Source organism: Kitasatospora sp. NEAU-69, from assembly GCF_057158765.1.
Window position 1 is genome coordinate 21,328 of the sequence record NZ_JBWXUE010000055.1, and the last position, 13,416, is coordinate 34,743.

The following is a 13,416-nucleotide window of genomic DNA, read 5'->3' on the forward strand; positions in this document are numbered from 1 at the left end:
CCCGGCCTCACCGTCCTGGGGACGGTGAGGCCGGCCGGACGGCCTGTCAGTCGAGCAGGCCGGCCAGCTCGCGCCACTGCTGTCGCGGCAGCACGTCACCGGTGCCGATCACGGACAGCGAGACGTGGTCGGCACCCGCGTGCAGGTGCTCCTTGACCCGGGCGGCGATCGCGTCCTGGCCGCCCCAGACGACCAGGGAGCGCACCAGCCGCTCGGCGTCCGGGCCCGCCAGGTCGACCGAGTAGCCGAGCCCGCGCAGCATGTCCGCCCGGTTGGGCAGCGACTCCGACACGTGTTGCCAGGCGATCTCCCGCGTCGTCCGGTCCTCGGGGCCGAGCAGCACGGCCTGGAACACCCCCAGGAACGCGTCCGGGCCCATCAGCGCCCGGGTGCGCGCGGTGTGCTCGACCGGCATGCCGAAGGGCACGGCGCCGGAGGCGCGTTCGGCGGCCAGGGCGAGCATGTTGGTGCCGACGGCGCCGATCACCCGCGGGAGCTGCTTCGGCGCTCCGGGAGGACCGAACGGCGCGGCGTCCATCCGGTCGAGGTAGTCGCGCATGGTGGGCACGCGCGGGCCGAACGACAGCCCGCGGACCTGCTCCACGAACCACGGGTGGCTGATCCCGAGGCCGAGCACGAACCGGTCGCCGAAACACTCGTGCAGCGTCCGCTGCGCCTGCGCCATGGTCACCGGGTCGCGCCCGTAGACGGTGGCGACGCCGGTGGCCACCTTCAGCCGGGACGTCGCCGAGAGCAGCAGGGATGCCTGGGTCATCGCCTCACGCCCGGAGAGCTCACCGAGCCAGAGGGCGGAGTAGCCGAGCTCCTCGATCTCCCGGGTCGCCTCCACCGCTTGTGAGATCGGCAGGTTGTCGAACTGATTGGTCCACAGCCCGAGGCGGCCGACATCCAGCCTGGCGTCATTCATCAGTGAAAAATCCTTGCTCTCAAAGGTAGTTGAGTTGCGATTCACAATACGGCACGGGACCGTTCACTACCAGCGGAGGCTCGGATTCCGGCCGCCCGGCCGGCCGCACGCCCGGCCGGGGGCCCGAAGGAATCGCTTTAGCCGTCCCTAAGGCCGCGGGTCGAGCATCGGGTGCCGAATGCCGACCGAGCTCCGCCCGTCGAAGGGGTTTTCCGTGTCCGAAACCGTCGCGCCCGAAGCCAGTCCCAGTGCCTTCCCGTTCCCCCAGGGGCCCGACCGGTACCCGTTCCCGGAGGGGCCGCACGGCACGCCGTCACCCGAGTTCGCCCGGCGCCGCAGGGAGTGTCCGGTCAGCGAGGTCACCCTGCCGCTCGACGACAAGGTGCTGCTGGCGGTGACGCACGCCGACATCCTCGCGATCATGAGCGACGACCGCCGGTTCATCCGCGACCTCTCCGAGGACGACACGCCGAAGCTGTTCCCCAACATGGAGGTCCTCGAGGACCCCACGCTCCTGATGAACATGCACGGCGAGGACCACCTGCGGCTGCGCCGGATCATCAACCCCACGATGACCCCGCGACGCGTCGACGGATGGCGCGAGGAGATCCGCGAACTCGTCGACGCGGTCATCGACGAGATGGAGGCCAAGGGCTCGCCGGCCGACCTGATGACCCAGTTCGCGAACCTGCTGCCGGTCAAGTTCATCCTCCGTCAGTTCGGCCTGCCCGACTCGGACGGCGACCGGCTCATCCGCTGGGTCGGCACCTGGGTCTCCGTCGCCGAGCAGGCCGAGATGGCCGCCGTGCAGGCCGAGTTCAGCGCCTGGGTGGACGCGACCGTGGAGCGCGCGCGGACCAACCCCGGCACCGCCCTGGTCGATGTCCTGGTCAACGCCCACGATGATGGCGAGCGGATGTCCAACGCCGAGCTGGAGTCGATGATCCGCTCCATGGTCGTCGCGGGGATCGAGTCGATCGGCAACGGCATCAGCCGGGCGCTGCTCACCCTCCTCTCCGAGCGGGACCACTGGGAGATGCTGGTCAAGGACCGCTCGCTGCTGGCCGGTTCGGTCGAGGAGCTGCTCCGCGTCAACCCGCCCGGCGGCGGTTCCGTGGGCATCCTGCGGATGGCCGCCGAGGACGTGGAGCTGCCGTCCGGCACGCTCGTCCGCAAGGGCCAGTGGATCTCCACGCCGATCATCGGCGCCGCGCACGACCCGGAGGTGTTCCCGGAGCCGATGAAGTTCAAGCTCGACCGCCCCAAGTCCTCGTCGACCATGATGTTCGGCGCCGGCCGGCACTACTGCCCCGCGGCGCACCTGGCGAAGGCCGAGATCGAGATCGCCCTCAGCGCGCTGATGGACCGGTTCCCGACGCTGCACATGACCATCAAGCCCGAGGAACTCCCCTGGGACCACAGCAGCTTCAACGTCGGGATGCCCTGCCTTCCCGCGGCCTGGTAGTCCGATCCCCCCCCCAGAAGGGTTGCCTCATGACCGAGATCCCGCAGACCGAGGACGCACCCGCGCCCTTCCCGTTCCCGGACGGGCCGATGTCCTCCCCGCCGCCCGAGTTCGCCCGCAGGCGGGCCGTCTGTCCCCTGAGCGAAGTCACCCTGCCCACCGGTGACCGGGCGATGCTCGCCCTCAAGCACGCCGACATCCAGCAGATCATGAGCGACGACCGCCGGTTCACGCGCGACTTCTCCGATCCGGACGCGCCGCGGCTGTTCCACAACCTGCTGATGCTCGAAGACCCCACGATCATGCTCAACATGCACGGTGAGGACCACCTGCGGCTGCGCCGGATCCTGGCTTCCGCGTTCACCCCGCGGCGCGCCGAGGCCTGGCGCCCGCAGGTCCAGGAGAGCATCGACCTCCTGCTCGACGAGATGGAGAAGGTCGGCCAGCCCGCCGACCTGATGTCCTTCGCCTACAAGCTGCCGACCAAGCTGACCTGCAAGATGCTGGCCATCCCGGAGGAGGACGGCGAGCAGCTGCTGAAGTGGGTCTCCGCCTGGCTCTCCTTCGCCATGCCCCGCGAGGAGCTGGACAAGGCAGCCACCGATTTCAACGACTACGTCGTGGCGCTGGCCCGGCGCCGGCGCGAAGAGCCCGGCGACGCGCTCATCGACCACCTGATCAGCGCCCGTGACCGGGACGACCGGCTGTCCGAGGACGAGCTGGTCTCGACGATCCGCACGCTGATCATCGGCGGCAACGAGACCATCGCCAACTCGATCAGCCGGATGACGTTCACCCTGCTCCGCCAGCGGCACCTCTGGGAGGCCCTGCAGGCGGACAGGTCGCTCATCCCGGCGGCGATCGAGGAGCTGCTCCGGCACAACCCGCCCGGCGGCGGCGCCACCGGACTGATGCGCCTGGCGACTGAGGACGTGGAGCTGGTCTCCGGCGCGGGCACCATCAAGGCCGGACAGGCGGTCTTCACTCCGCTGGTGGCGGCGGCGTACGACCCGGAGGCCTTCCCGGACCCGGAGACCGTCCGCTTCGACCGGCCGCGGCAGCCCGGCACGATGCAGTTCGGCGCGGGCCGTCACTACTGCGTCGGGGTGCACCTCGCCCGCACCGAGCTGGAACTGATGCTCACCGCCTTGCTGGACCGGTTCCCGAACCTGCGGCTGGCCAAGGCGCCGGAGGACCTTCCCTGGTCCGAGGGTGGCTACGGCGTGACCATGCCGGAACTCCCCGTCGTCTGGTAGCGCGCGGGAGGGAGCGGGGGCCGATCCGGCCGCGAGACCCGAGGGACCGGCCGGGCGGCTGCATCAGCCGCCCGGCCGGTCCCGCCGTGCTTGCCACCCGCTTGATCCCTGACCACTTGAGCTCTGACGACTCGATCTCTGCCGACGACTACTGCCGACGACGACACAGAGCCGTGTGCCCCGGGTATTCGCCCGGGGCACACGGCTTTCGGCGCGCTACGGCTGTCAGCGGCCGGGTTCGCCGAACCAGGTCCGCAGCGCCCGGTCGAGCGCCTCGGCGTCCGAACCGGCGTAGGCGACGTGCCCGTCCGGCCGGAGCAGCACGAGGTCCGCGTCGATCTCGGCGACCGGCTTGGCCGTCACGCTCTCCACCCGGTCCTGCCAGCCCTCGACCGGGGCCTGGTCGCCGCTGTCGTCGGTGAGCCGGAGCAGCACACCCCGGCCGCCGCGCAGCGCTGCCGCGACACTGGTCTCCCCGTCGGCGGTGAACAGCGCGGTGCCGCCGATCCGCCGGCCGACCAGCTCGTGGTCGCCGGGGGCGGGCGCCGGGTACCGCACCTTCGTGGGCATCTCCAGCAGGTAGCGGTTGACCTCCTCGAACTGGAGCAGTTCCTCGAACAGCCCGCGCAGCGGGGTGACCTTGGACAGCGGGTGCATGAGGGCCATCTGGGCCCGGGCGTGCGTACAGGCCTGCACCGCGGCCGGGTAGCGCTCCTCGTGGTACGAGTCGAGCAGGCCCGGGGCCGCGTCTCCGCGGATCTCGGCGGCCAGCTTCCAGCCCAGGTTCACCGCGTCCTGGAGGCCCGCGTTCAGCCCCTGGGTGCCCGAGACGAAGGACACGTGGGCCGCGTCGCCGGCCAGCAGGACCCGGCCCTCGCGGAACCGCTCGGCCACCGTGCTCTGCTCACCGAACCGGGCGAGGTAGCGGGTCTCCTTGATCTCGGGGCACGTGCCCACGATCCGCTCGATGCTCGCCTTCAGCTCCGCCTCCGTGACGGGCACGTCGGCGGCGACCGGCTCCGCGTCGAACTCGATGGTCATCAGCCGAAGCGTGCTGGGCCCGATCGGGATCGCACCGAACACACCGGCCGGGTGGAGCCCGGCGTCGAACGCCTCGCCCTCGGCGACCTCCACATCGCCGAGCACGCCGTAATAAGAGGAGGACCCGTGGTCGAGCTGACCGATCCCCGCCAGTCGGCGCACCGCGCTGCCGGCCCCGTCGCAGCCCACCAGGTAGGCCGCCGGCAGCTCGTACTCGCCCTCGGGGGAGCGCACGGTCACCGTCACGCCGTCCGCGCCCTGGGTGAAGCCGACCAGCTCGTGTCCGCGCCGGATGTCCGCGCCGAGCTCGGCCGCCCGGCCCGCCAGCAGCTTCTCGGTGCGCCACTGCGGCATGCCGTAGGTGAAGTCCTCGGGACCCACGCTGTCCAGGTCGAGCCAGAGGAAGGCGAAGGGCGTGCGCGGCCAGGCGAAGATCCCCTGGGCGCGCAGGTCGTCGGCCAGCCCGCGCTGCTCCAGGAGCTCCAGGGTGCGCCCGTGCACCGCCATGCCGCGGGAGTGCTCGATGATCTCGGCGCGCGGTTCGAGCACGACGGCCGACACGCCCGCCAGGCTCAGCTCGCCGGCGAGCATCAGCCCGGTCGGGCCGCCTCCCGCGATCACAACTGTTCGGCTCACAACAGACTCCTCTTATGTCAGTGGTGCGAAAACCACAGGTGTCAGGAAGGCGGCTCAGGAAGACAGCCCGGGAAGGCTGCTCGGGAAGGCGGCTCAGGAAGGCCGGCCGAACCAGGTCTGCAGTGCGCCGCGCAGGACGTCCCGGTCCGCGCCGGTCCGGTCCGCGTGGGCGACGTACCCGTCGGGACGGATCAGCAGCGTGGCGGCGTCGATCTCGGGGTTCGACCCGGCCCGGACCACGTCGACGCGGTCCGCCCATCCGGCGGCCAGGTCCTCGGGCAGCTCCTCGCCGCCCAGCAGGACCAGGACCCCGCGCGCGGTGTGCAGCGTCTCGGAGAGGGTGATCTCGCCGTCGGCGGTGGACACCTTGCCGTCCGGTACGCGGCCGCCGACCAGCTCGTGCGCCGGCCGGCCGCCCTGACCGTTCGGGTCCATCTCGTACTTGATGCCCAGCCCGTTGAGGGTGCTCATCAGGAACTTGTTCACCGCGTCCATCTTCACCAGCTCGGTGAAGAGCTCGCGGAGCGGAGCGACCTGGTCCAGCGGGAACAGCAGGCCGTCCTGGGCGCTGGTGCTCCAGCAGAGCCGCTCGCCGACCGGCCGGCGCTCGGCCTCGTAGCTGTCGAGCAGCCCGGCCGGCGCCCAGCCGTTCAGCTCGGCCGCGAGCTTCCAGCCGAGGTTGAGCGCGTCCTGCACGCCGGTGTTCAGGCCCTGGCCGCTGATCGGCAGGTGGATGTGGCAGGCGTCGCCGGCGAGGAAGACGCGGCCCTTGCGGTACTGGGCGGCGAGCCGGGTGGCGTTGCCGACCCGGGAGAGGTGGCGGACCTCGCCGGTGGCCAGGATCCCCAGGTCGCGGCCCGCGCACTTGCGGAACTTGGCCTGGAACTCCTCGACCGTCGGGACGATGTCCTTGCTCGTCTTGGGCACGCCGAACTCGAAGGCGGTCACCCGGTGCAGACCGGGGGTCAGCGGGATCGAGGCGTACATCCCGGGCTGGCAGATCGTGGGGTGGATGAACTCCTCCACGTCCTCCGGGGTGATCACGTCGGCGGTCAGGCCGTCGGCGGTGGACACCGTGCCGGGGAAGTCGATCCCGGCGAGCTTGCGGACGAGGCTGCTGCCGCCGTCGCAGCCCACCAGGTAGGCGCCGGTGATCCGGTACTCGGGGCCCTCCGCGGGGCGCACGGTGACGGTGACTCCGGACTCGTCCTGCTCGAAGCCGACGACCTCCTGACCACGTCGGACGTCGGCGCCCAGCTCGATCGCCCGCTCTTCCAGCAGGTGTTCGATGTCCCGCTGCGGTACGAGCAGCGGGAGCAGGCTGTCGTCGTCGATGTAGTCCTGGAGCTCGACGAGCCCGAAATTGTACGAGGCGACCCGCGGGTACTCGCTGAACCGGTTCAGCCCGCGCTGCTCCAGCACCTCCGCGGTCCGGGCGTGCAGGGTCAACGAGCGCGAGTAGTCGCTCGGTTCGGTGAATCGCTCGATGACGACGGCTTCGACGCCCGACAGGCTCAACTCGCTTGCAAGCATGAGGCCAACGGGCCCACCACCCGCAATCACGACGGTTCGACTCACGACGTACTCCTTCGCGGCTTGCAGCCAGGCAGGGGTGTTTGGATCCACCCTGGCCGGTACCCCTAAACCCGTCCTGAAGGAGTGTTTAAGGCCGCTCCGGTCGGGGCCGTCGCGGGAAACGCAAACACCGACACCTCCAGCGGGGGTCCGGAGGTGTCGGTGCGGAGACGGAGTGCGCAGGCCGGTCAGGCCGGCACCTCGGCCTCGTCCATGGGGGCAGCGGCCGCCGCCGGCTGCGGGGCGGCCGACTTGATGGCGAGCATCGCGATCACGATGGCGATGGCCACGAAGGCGAGGGAGGCGGTGAAGGCCGACCCCAGACCCTCGACCAGCGCGTGGTGGGCGTTGCCGGGAACCTTGGCAGCGGCGTCACGGCTGGCCGATCCGAAGACCGTGGAGAGGATGCTGATGCCGAGGGTGAAGCCGATCCACTGCATGACCTCCAGGACGCTCGCCGCGGACCCGGCGTTCTTGCCGGACACGTCGGAGAGGATGACCCCGGACAGCGCGGTCATCGCCAGGCCGGCGCCGGCACCGAAGAGCAGGATCGGGCCGAGCACGCCGCTGAGGTACGTGGTCGAGTCCGAGACCCGCGACATCCACAGCATGCCGGCGCCGATCATCAGGGCACCGATCAGGATGACCGGCTTGGGGCCGGTCTTGCCGAGGAGCTTGGCGGCCTGGGCGCCGGCGCCCAGGATCGCGACCGCCATCGGCAGGAACGCGAAGCCGGCGGTCAGCGGGCTGAAGTTCAGGCCGTCCTGCAGGTACTGGCTGACGAAGAAGTTCATCGCGGCCATGGTCGCGACGAGGCCGACGAGGCTGAAGTAGCCACCGGCGCGGTTGCGGCTGCTGAACAGGTCCAGCGGGAGCAGCGGCTGCGCGGCCTTGCCCTCGACGGCGAAGAAGGCGATCAGCAGGACCAGTGCCACGCCGAGCGCGCCCAGCGTCTGGCTGTTGTTCCAGCCGCTGCCGGCGGCGTGCAGCAGACCCCAGACGAGCGAGGTCATGAACCCGGCGGAGAGGATCATGCCGCCGAGGTCGAACTTGCCCGGGTGGCGCTCCGCCTCGACGACGTACTTCGGGGCGAGGACGAGCACCAGCAGCGCGAACGGCACGTTGATGAACATGACCCAGCGCCAGGAGACCGTGGAGGTGAGGAGTCCACCGGCGAGCAGGCCGACCGCCAGGCTCGCGGCGTAGGAGCCGGCGACCGCGCCGTAGGCCTTGTTCTTCTCGGGACCGTCCTCGAAGTTGCTGGCGATCAGCGCCAGCGAGTTGGGCGCGGCCAGAGCGGCACCGATGCCCTGGACGACACGCCACGCGAGCAGCATCCCACCGGTGTTGGCCAGGCCGGCGCAGAGCGAGGCGGCACCGAAGAGGACCAGACCGGCGATGAAGACCTTGCGGCGGCCCAGGATGTCGCCGACGCGGCCGCCGAGCAGGAGCAGTCCGCCGAAGGCGAGCGTGTAAGCGCTGCTCACCCAGGCCAGGCTGGTGCCCGAGAACCCGAGGTCGGCCCGGATGTCGGGCAGAGCGATGTTCACGACGGTGGCGTCGAGACCCACCATGAACTGGCTCAGCACGATCACCAGCAGGGCGATTCCGGGCTTGCGCTGGCGGGTGGAAACGCTGCCGGCGCCGCCTGTCCCAGTGCGCATGGATGTGGTGGACACAGTCCCCTCCGATGGGTGATGATGCGAAAGTTCGCCAAAAACAGTAGACGATGGCGTTCACTAAAACAGTAGACGATGGCGTTCACTATAGGTGGGCGGGGAGTGGCTCGCAAGTGGCTGTGCGCGGCGTCCAGTCGGAGGTGTTGAGGTCATGACAGATGCCAACGGGCAAGCAGCCGTGGGTAGTTCAGGTACACGTAGGCGCGGGAAGGTGCTGGAGCAGGCGATCCTGGATGCCACCCTCGAGCAGCTGCGGACCGTCGGTTACGCGGGCCTCAGCATGGAAGGCGTCGCGGCCGGCGCCGGTACCGGCAAGGCCGCGCTGTACCGCAGGTGGGCGAACCGCGACGAGCTCGTCGCGTCGGCACTCAGCAGCGTGCTGCCCACTCCCTCCGCGATCGTGCTGTCCGGAGACGTGCGGGGGGATCTCCTGGCGATCCTGCGCTGTGTGCGTGATGCCATCGCCCTCACGCACGGCACTGTCTTCCAGGTCATCCGGAGCGAGGCCGGTGAGGCGGCCGGGGGGATGATGCACGTCGTGGTCGGTCAGCGGGTCATGGACCCGTGTCACGAGATGCTGCTCGGGGTTCTCCGAGCCGGTGTCGGTGACGGCCGGGTTCGGCCGGGCGCCGACTCCGAGATGGTCGCGACGGTCGGCCAGGCCATGATCGTCCACTATGTCGTGCACCAGGGCCCGTCCGTTCCGGACGATTATCTGGTATCCATCGTCGACGACATTCTCGTGCCGCTGGTTACCGTGTAATCCAGGCCCCGGGCTGATGGTGGTACCCGAGCGGCGGGCTTGTCAACCGGGAGTAGCAGAACGCCTACGTAGTTTCCCTGATGTGGGTTCAGCTGATTCTCTGGCAGTGTGTGGCTCGGGTCGACAGGTGCATGCCCGGTCGGCCCGGAACTGCTTCGCAGATGCACGGGGGATTGAGAAAGCATGGAGTATCGAATACTTGGCCCGATCCGCGTCCTCGACGAGGGGCGGGAATCCTACCTGAATGCCCGAAAAGTGCAGGCACTGCTCGCGGTGCTGTTGATCAGAGTCGACCAGATCGTCAGCGTCGACCAGTTGATCGCGGAGATCTGGCACGAGGATCTGCCGCGTCGGGCCAACGCCTCCCTGCACGTCTACGTGTCCCAGGTGCGCAAGTTCCTGGCCCGCCCGGGCTCCGGTGAGAGCCGGCTGGTGACCCGGGCGCCCGGGTACCGCCTGTCGCTCGGCGAGGACACGCTCGACGTCCACGAGTTCCAGCGGCACATGACCGCAGGGCGCGACCAGCTCCTCCTGGGCCGCCTTGACCAGGCAGATCGCGAGCTCAGCACCGCCCTCGGGCTGTGGCGGGGCCGCGCGCTCGGCGACCTGCGCGGGGACGGCCCGATCATCCAGGGCTTCACCGTGTGGGCGGAGGAGGCCCGGCTGGAGTGCCTGGAGCTCCAGATGGAGACGCGCCTGGCCATGGGCCAGTACCGGCAGCTGGTCGGTCCGCTGTTCCGGCTGATCTCCGAGATCCCCTTGCGGGAGACGTTCTACCGGCAATTGATGATGGCGCTCTATCAGGCGGACCGTCAGGCCGATGCCCTGCGCGTGTACCAATCCGCCCGGATCGCCCTGGGTGATGAGCTCGGAGTCGAGCCCTGCAGGGCGCTGCGCGAGCTGCATCAGGCAATTCTCGTCGGAGAAGTCCGCTGTGGCCACGAATTGACCGCTTTCGCCTCTTGAGGGGTGACCCGCAGGCCGCCATCGTCCTGCGGGTCACCCCTTTCGGGGTCGGCGGAATTATGCCGGCCGGAACAATTCGGAAAGCTACCGGCCGGAACAATCGGAAATCTACCAGCTGGGACAATTCGAAAAGCTACCGGCCGGAACAGTTCGGAAAGCTACCAGCCGGTTGTGCGGGTGATGAGGTCGGTTATTTCCGGCTGGTGGTCGTTGAGGAAGAAGTGGCCGCCGCTGTATTCACTGACCGTGCAGTCGGCAGTGGTGTGCAGCCGCCAGTCTCCTGCCTCCTCGATGCTGGTACGGGGATCGGCATCGCCGGTCAGTACCGAGATCGGGCAGGACACGGTCGCGCCGGGTTCGCACCGGTAGGTCTCGATGGCGCGGTAGTCGCTCCGGATCATCGGGAGCAGCAGCTCGCGCATCTCCGGGTCGGCCAGCAGCCGGGAGTCCGTGCCGTCGAGGGTGGTCAGTTCGGCCACCAGCCCGTCGTCGCTCAGGGTGTAGGCGCGTTCCTGCCGCACTCTGGACGGCGCCCGGCGCCCGGAGACGAAGAGCCGCACCGGCTGGATCCCCAGCCGCCGTTCGAGCAGGCCGGCCACCTCGAAGGAGAGCACCGCGCCCATGCTGTGGCCGAACATCGCGAACTCGCCCAGGTCGGGCACCTGTGCCAGAGCACCGAAGATGGCCTCGGCGAGCTCGGGCACCGTGCTGAGGCTGGGCTCGTTGCGGCGGTCCTGGCGACCCGGATACTGCACGGCCAGGACCTGCGCCGTCGGTGCCAGCGCGGCGGAGAACGGAAAGTAGTAGCTGGCGCTGCCGCCCGCGTGGGGCAGGCAGACCAGCCGCGGGGCCGTGGCCGGAGCCTGGTGGAAGCGCCGGATCCATAGCTGGGCGTCGGTCGTGGCAATGGTCATCGCGTCGCTCCCTGGTTCTCCCTCGGCTGCTCGTCCCCGGGCTGGTCGCCCCCCGACAGGCTGACGAAGACCGAGTCCCCCTCGACCTTCGTGCTGTACACCGGCACGGGCTCGGTGGCCGGGTTGCTGTCGGCCTCGCCGGTGCGCAGGTTGAAGCACGAGCCGTGCAGCCAGCACTCGATCACACCGTCGTACACCTCGCCGTCCGACAGCGGTATGTCCGAGTGGGTGCAGCGGTCCTCGATCGCGTGCACCTCGCCGGCGCTGCGCACGACGGCCACCTTGGTCCCCTCGACGTCGACGGCGAGCACGCCTTCTTCGGGCACATCGGCCAGCGCGCAGGCGCGGACGTAGCTCCGGCTCATCCCAGCTCCTTGGGGTGTTGTGGGGGCGATCTTCCGTTCCGTGAGCATGACGCCCGGTCCTAAACCGGCTCTAAGGGCTTGCAGAGAAGTAACCCGTGGCTTCCGGTGTTCTGGCTCGTTGATGTGCTATGAGAACATCGCGGGAGCAGCAGGCTTTGCTGCAGGCCAAGTTCGAGGCGATCATGCCGCACCTGGACGAGCGGCAGCGGCGGTTGCTGCTGGGTGCGGAGGCCCGGTCGATCGGGCATGGCGGGATCAGGCACGTCGCCCGTGCCGCCGGGGTGCGTGAGGCGACCGTGTCCGCCGGGGTGGACGAGTTGGAGTCCGGCGAGCCGCCGCTGGGCCGGGTGCGGAGGCCGGGCGGCGGCCGCAAGCGCGCCGTCGACCTGGAACCCGCCCTGCGAACCGCACTGTTGGCGCTGGTCGAGCCCGACGAGCGCGGCGATCCGATGTCCCCGCTGCGCTGGACCACCAAGTCCACCCGCCACCTCGCCGACCGGCTCACCCGCCAGGGGTACCGGATCTCGGCGGACACGGTCGGGGACCTGCTGCGCGAGGAGGGCTTCAGCCTCCAGGGCAACGCCAAGACCATCGAGGGTCGCCAACATCCCGACCGGGACGGCCAGTTCCGCTACATCAACGAACAGGCCAAGGCTCACCAGGCGGGTGGCGACCCGGTGGTCAGCGTGGACACGAAGAAGAAAGAGCTCGTCGGCCCCTACAAGAACGGCGGCCGGGAGTGGGAGCGCGCAGGCCACCCGGTCGCGGTCTCCACCCATGACTTCCCCGACAAGGAACTGGGCAAGGCGATCCCGTACGGCATCTACGACTTGGCCGCGAACACCGGCTGGGTGAACGTGGGCACCGACCACGACACCGCCGCGTTCGCGGTCGAATCGATCAGGCGATGGTGGCGCGGCGCCGGGCACACCGCCTACCCCGGTGCCCGGCGCCTGCTGGTCACCGCGGACGCCGGCGGCTCCAACGGCTACCGCACCCGTGCCTGGAAGGCCGAACTCGCTGCCCTCGCCGTGGAGACCGGCCTGATCATCACTGTGTGTCATTTTCCGCCGGGTACATCTAAATGGAACAGGGTCGAACACCGGCTGTTCTCCCACATCACCATGAACTGGCGCGGCAGGCCCCTGAGCAGCCACGAGGTCATCGTGAACAGCATCGCCGCAACGACCACCCGCACCGGTCTGACCGTCCACGCCGAACTCGACACGGCCACCTACCCCACCGGTGTGACGGTCGGCGACCGGCAGATGGACGCCCTGCCCCTGGACCGCCACGACTGGCACGGCGAGTGGAACTACTCCCTGCGGCCCGAGGAATACGCCCAGGTCAGCGATGCCCCCGACCCGTTCGACCAACCCAGCCCCGACCTCGCCTGGCTCTGCCACCCGATCCTGACCGGCCTACCCGCACCCGAGTGGGACGCCCTGATCACCACGCTCACGTCCCTCCACGACACCCAGCGCGAGGGCCAACTCGACAAGCGGCGCGGCCACCGGCCCCGCGTCAAGGGCGACGGCACCACCGGCCGGCGACCGGTTCTCACCCTGGCCGACCGCCTCCTGGCCGTTCTGCTCCACCAGCGGCTCGGTCTCCCGCAGGTCGCCGTGGCCCGGCTCTTCTGTGTCACACCCGAGACCGTCAACCGCCGCATCCGCGACGTCCGCAACCTCCTCCAGGCCGCAGGCCACACCATCGAGCCTGCCGGAGCCCAACTGTCCGACCTGGACGCCCTCTACAAGCTCGCCACGACCCAAGGCATCACTCTTCCGGCAGAGATCAAGACTGCGAGTTGATGATCTGCAAGCCC

At 69.7% G+C, this 13,416-nt stretch carries 11 protein-coding genes; 5 read left to right on the forward strand and 6 right to left on the reverse strand.

Annotated elements, in window-relative coordinates; genetic code table 11:
* Positions 1–46 precede the first annotated feature (46 nt).
* A complete protein-coding gene (locus tag AC060L_RS35640; protein ID WP_483803139.1) occupies positions 47–928 on the reverse strand; it encodes a TIGR03620 family F420-dependent LLM class oxidoreductase in 882 nt (293 codons plus the stop codon).
* Positions 929–1,142: 214 nt separating this feature from the next.
* On the opposite strand from AC060L_RS35640, the gene AC060L_RS35645 reads away from it, so the two are divergent.
* Together AC060L_RS35645 and AC060L_RS35650 are read left to right on the forward strand one after the other, a co-directional pair.
* Entirely contained in the window at positions 1,143–2,393 is a 1,251-nt protein-coding gene (locus AC060L_RS35645; RefSeq protein ID WP_483803140.1) for a cytochrome P450, read from the forward strand.
* A 29-nt stretch (positions 2,394–2,422) separates the two neighbouring features.
* A complete protein-coding gene (locus AC060L_RS35650; RefSeq protein ID WP_483803141.1) occupies positions 2,423–3,649 on the forward strand; it encodes a cytochrome P450 in 1,227 nt (408 codons plus the stop codon).
* Between the two features lie 225 nt (positions 3,650–3,874).
* On the opposite strand, the gene AC060L_RS35655 is transcribed toward AC060L_RS35650, so the two are convergent.
* The 3 genes from AC060L_RS35655 to AC060L_RS35665 all read right to left on the reverse strand — a co-directional run bounded on the left by AC060L_RS35655 (position 3,875) and on the right by AC060L_RS35665 (position 8,565).
* Complete coding sequence (locus AC060L_RS35655; protein WP_483803142.1) at positions 3,875–5,326, reverse strand: FAD-dependent monooxygenase; 1,452 nt, start codon at positions 5,324–5,326, stop codon at positions 3,875–3,877.
* A 93-nt stretch (positions 5,327–5,419) separates the two neighbouring features.
* The gene (locus AC060L_RS35660) at positions 5,420–6,952 is read right to left on the reverse strand and encodes an FAD-dependent monooxygenase (RefSeq protein WP_483803143.1); all 1,533 of its coding nucleotides are present in this window, start codon (positions 6,950–6,952) and stop codon (positions 5,420–5,422) included.
* A 137-nt stretch (positions 6,953–7,089) separates the two neighbouring features.
* Positions 7,090–8,565: an MFS transporter gene (locus AC060L_RS35665; protein WP_483803144.1), complete on the reverse strand. Its 1,476-nt coding sequence runs from the start codon at positions 8,563–8,565 to the stop codon at positions 7,090–7,092.
* Between the two features lie 226 nt (positions 8,566–8,791).
* On the opposite strand from AC060L_RS35665, the gene AC060L_RS35670 reads away from it, so the two are divergent.
* Both AC060L_RS35670 and AC060L_RS35675 read left to right on the forward strand, forming a co-directional pair.
* On the forward strand, positions 8,792–9,343 hold the full coding sequence (locus AC060L_RS35670; protein ID WP_483803145.1) for a TetR-like C-terminal domain-containing protein: 552 nt from the start codon (positions 8,792–8,794) through the stop codon (positions 9,341–9,343).
* Between the two features lie 183 nt (positions 9,344–9,526).
* Positions 9,527–10,309, forward strand: a complete 783-nt coding sequence (locus tag AC060L_RS35675; protein ID WP_483803146.1) for an AfsR/SARP family transcriptional regulator — start codon at positions 9,527–9,529, stop codon at positions 10,307–10,309.
* A gap of 158 nt (positions 10,310–10,467) precedes the next feature.
* Here AC060L_RS35675 and AC060L_RS35680 read toward each other — a convergent pair whose 3' ends face one another.
* Entirely contained in the window at positions 10,468–11,223 is a 756-nt protein-coding gene (locus AC060L_RS35680) for a thioesterase II family protein (RefSeq protein WP_483803147.1), read from the reverse strand.
* On the reverse strand, positions 11,220–11,588 hold the full coding sequence (locus tag AC060L_RS35685; protein ID WP_483803148.1) for a non-heme iron oxygenase ferredoxin subunit: 369 nt from the start codon (positions 11,586–11,588) through the stop codon (positions 11,220–11,222). Before AC060L_RS35685 ends, AC060L_RS35680 begins: the two co-directional genes overlap by 4 nt.
* A 128-nt stretch (positions 11,589–11,716) precedes the next feature.
* Here AC060L_RS35685 and AC060L_RS35690 point away from each other — a divergent pair, with 128 nt between their 5' ends.
* Positions 11,717–13,402, forward strand: a complete 1,686-nt coding sequence (locus tag AC060L_RS35690) for an ISAzo13 family transposase (protein WP_483801924.1) — start codon at positions 11,717–11,719, stop codon at positions 13,400–13,402.
* Positions 13,403–13,416: the final 14 nt, after the last annotated feature.

Bases quoted from the DNA above. Each gene is read 5' to 3' on its own strand.
- AC060L_RS35640 (WP_483803139.1), bottom strand. From the start codon at position 928: ATGAATGACGCCAGGCTGGATGTCGGCCGCCTCGGGCTGTGGACCAAT.
- AC060L_RS35650 (WP_483803141.1), top strand. From the start codon at position 2,423: ATGACCGAGATCCCGCAGACCGAGGACGCACCCGCGCCCTTCCCGTTC.
- AC060L_RS35665 (WP_483803144.1), bottom strand. From the start codon at position 8,565: ATGCGCACTGGGACAGGCGGCGCCGGCAGCGTTTCCACCCGCCAGCGC.
- AC060L_RS35675 (WP_483803146.1), top strand. From the start codon at position 9,527: ATGGAGTATCGAATACTTGGCCCGATCCGCGTCCTCGACGAGGGGCGG.
- AC060L_RS35680 (WP_483803147.1), bottom strand. From the start codon at position 11,223: ATGACCATTGCCACGACCGACGCCCAGCTATGGATCCGGCGCTTCCAC.
- AC060L_RS35685 (WP_483803148.1), bottom strand. From the start codon at position 11,588: ATGAGCCGGAGCTACGTCCGCGCCTGCGCGCTGGCCGATGTGCCCGAA.
- AC060L_RS35690 (WP_483801924.1), top strand. From the start codon at position 11,717: ATGAGAACATCGCGGGAGCAGCAGGCTTTGCTGCAGGCCAAGTTCGAG.